The organism is Chamaesiphon sp. VAR_48_metabat_135_sub (assembly GCF_031418915.1).
In the GTDB taxonomy this organism is placed as follows: domain Bacteria; phylum Cyanobacteriota; class Cyanobacteriia; order Cyanobacteriales; family Chamaesiphonaceae; genus Chamaesiphon.
Map to the genome: position 1 here is coordinate 1 of NZ_JANOJV010000010.1, position 2,971 is coordinate 2,971.

Below are 2,971 nucleotides of genomic sequence, written 5' to 3' on the forward strand. Positions count from 1 at the left end.
TAAATCGGGCGAGTTTGATTTCATCTTCAACCAACAAGATATGTTGTGCCGTCATCTGTTTTTTCCTTCGCCTTTGTTGGTGGTGCCCATTCACTAATTATCCGTGCTGGGGCAGTTATTTGGGCATTTTCAAAGCTGGAGCTGACTGAATGGTACAGGGCATTTTGTCACATTGCTGCTCGTAGAGCTTTTCGACATAGGGCTTCTGCCAAACGGGGGGAATTTCTAGCAATGACTTAACTCCAGTAAAAGCTTGCCCAACGAACAGGAGCAATGCAATCGAATTTAAAACAATATGAATATTCCGCCACCGATGAGTACGATCCTGATAGATCTCTCTAACGATCGCTAGAGAAAAAATCATCAGTAATGCCGCAACAATACCGTAATAGTAATGAGAAATATACCATTGGGCATCATTACGATAAACCCCATCCTGACTGCCCAGCACAATCAGCGCAATACTGGTAAGGATGGCAAATATGCTCCGCCAGAGTCTAGTTTTGGCACGATAAAGTAATGCTAATGAGGCGATCGCCGACACAAAAACCAGGCTGATTAAGATTACCTGAAATGGACTTTTTGCCCACACTTGTTTGTCTACAATATGACCGAACACATCGACTGCAAATGCAATTAAGACGATACCCACCACCGAACCAGTCAGCCACCGACCTAATTGTGCGTGTTCTGGGCCTGCACTGGGCGGAATTGCACTTTTTGCTCCAGTCGATACCTGTAACCGCCGCTGACGAGTTTGGAGCGCACGATTGACAACTATGCCAATCAATGGAAATACCACAATCACAGCAATAAATGGATGTAGTAATAAGATCGTATCTCTATCCATAATAATTAATTGATAATTGATAATTGGGACGTAATTACTGGTATAATATGTATTAAATAATAACTAAATTTTAGATAGTTATTACTGCCATGCAAAAAAATAAAAGGGTATCAGGGTAAAGATTCGCTCCCTTTCACCTTATACCCATTCAACAACAGTGTTCATACTAATAGCTGCAACCTAACAAATTAGGCGATTACTTAACTTCATTTGCTGGAAATGCAGTTATTCTGCCTTTTTTAACAGCAACTACGACATCGTAAGTAGCGCAATAGGAGAAAGTGACATTATTGGCTTTATTGTATAGATTGACGACCATTCCTGCCCCACCAGGTTGAACTCCAAGTGGTTCTAAATCGCCATAGAAGAATCGACGCAGTTGATCGCCACCACCAATTTGACCCTTATTTTTGGTAATTAGGCTGATTTTTTCTTGGACGGAGGGGCCTTCAGCCGCACTAGCAACTATCCCAATCGATGGAGTGAATGTGTGGGGGGCAACATTACCGACAGTAACTAAGCCCAACAATGCAACACTTGTAACCAAAGAAGTTAATTTCATAGAATTTCCGATCGAATATCGATATAGTGTGTTTCAGACGAACCCAATTGGTTCACTGATTTAACTATCGCAGCCAGCACTGAAAGCTCTCTGAATTAGATCGATCGATTTCCTGAATTTATGCTGAAATTTTGCTCAGTTAAATCTCAGCAATTTCTCAGATTACCTGCGAGATCGCGATCTCCTGTTATCCTCGGGGGAAACGCAGAATTCGGGTGCTATTCGTTGTAAGAGAATCACGGTGAAAGCCCATAAATAATCGAACCCAAGTTAGCTACCAGACATGTAGCAAACGATCGACATTAAAATAAGAATTATCACAAAATTCAGTAATCGATCGCCTATGGCACGCTACGCGATCGACACGATCGATCCAATTAAAAGATCGAGATCGTTCAGCCAATGGCATCTATTTCTCATCTAAATATAGTGACGCGAATGTCAACCTCGTAGGGGCAGGTTTATGCGACTAACCCAAACCTGAAATTAACCTAATTCAAACCTGCCCAACCCCACCAACAACCAGAATATTTCTTCTTCACCAACGCAATGAGAAATCCGTTGGCATAGCCTACCGGAGGTAATCTCGATGTTAATCGTGGGTGGGGGCGGGTTCGTACAAAGGTTGTCGTTACAATCGAAATTAATGGCATAAACCCGCCCCTACAGGTTTTTGATTTCAGGGTGATTCGATCGATCCAAAGAGTTTTTATGATAAAAACCGATTAAATATCAATTTTATCAATAATAACTTCCACAGATTTTTTCGTAGTGTCAAATATCAAGAAGCAAGCCCATATCAACATAAATGGTAATACCAAAGGAATGAAAACAGAGATAAATGACAAGATAAAAATTAGAATAAATGGGATGTTCTTGAAATTAATGTTGTATTTGCAATATGCTAAAAAACGTCCAATTTCAACACTATTTCTTGTTAAAGAGCATTCTATCTTACCTGTCAATATCTCAATTACTGAGAATGTCAACGTATAAGACTCTCCTTTGAAATTAAATTCATGGATACTCTTTTTGGTTAATGTTTTATTCTCTGAAACTAATTTTCCATTAACGAATACACTTTCTTGTCCTAAACTAGAATTATGTGCAGCAATTTTATTATTACCATCACTGAAAATTAGCCATAATCCTTCAGAAAAACTAAATTGTGATACGAGCGGAATTTTCTTCATTGTAAATACTTCTCTATAAATACTAACCTGTTCAGTGTACCCAAGCTAGATCTCTAGATAGACACTCACTGTTCGCTCGTTTTCAGAAATGGTTGTGAGATTGCTAACAGCATAATTAGAAGTTGTAGCCTTTTATAAATCTGTTGACTAAACAAAAGCTTTGTGTTTCTTGTCAAAACCCAAGAATGTCATTCACTCGATCGAACCCCTCAAACCCACAAACCGATCGAGAGTCTGGTAAGATATTCACTTGGGAAAATGCGGACTTGTGCCGCTTAGGGATGCATCTAGAGCTATGGTACACATCAAACAGGTAGAACTGTCGCATTTCAAGTCTTTCGGTGGTACTACCAAAGTCCCGATTTT

4 protein-coding genes are annotated in these 2,971 nt (G+C 39.8%); all 4 read right to left on the bottom strand.

Annotated elements, in window-relative coordinates:
• Positions 1-115: 115 nt before the first annotated feature.
• Positions 116-850, bottom strand: a complete 735-nt coding sequence (locus RMO55_RS00335) for a DUF4079 domain-containing protein (protein ID WP_310421761.1) — start codon at positions 848-850, stop codon at positions 116-118.
• 196 nt (positions 851-1,046) lie between these two features.
• Complete coding sequence (locus RMO55_RS00340; protein WP_310421764.1) at positions 1,047-1,412, bottom strand: hypothetical protein; 366 nt, start codon at positions 1,410-1,412, stop codon at positions 1,047-1,049.
• Between the two features lie 725 nt (positions 1,413-2,137).
• The gene (locus RMO55_RS00345; RefSeq protein WP_310421767.1) at positions 2,138-2,605 is read right to left on the bottom strand and encodes a hypothetical protein; all 468 of its coding nucleotides are present in this window, start codon (positions 2,603-2,605) and stop codon (positions 2,138-2,140) included.
• A gap of 172 nt (positions 2,606-2,777) precedes the next feature.
• Positions 2,778-2,971, bottom strand: a 194-nt coding sequence (locus RMO55_RS00350; RefSeq protein WP_310421770.1) for a hypothetical protein, incomplete at its 5' end; no start/stop codon positions are given.

Excerpts from the sequence above, each read along its gene's own strand:
- RMO55_RS00335 (WP_310421761.1), bottom strand. The coding sequence starts at position 850 with ATGGATAGAGATACGATCTTATTACTACATCCATTTATTGCTGTGATT.
- RMO55_RS00340 (WP_310421764.1), bottom strand. The coding sequence starts at position 1,412 with ATGAAATTAACTTCTTTGGTTACAAGTGTTGCATTGTTGGGCTTAGTT.
- RMO55_RS00345 (WP_310421767.1), bottom strand. The coding sequence starts at position 2,605 with ATGAAGAAAATTCCGCTCGTATCACAATTTAGTTTTTCTGAAGGATTA.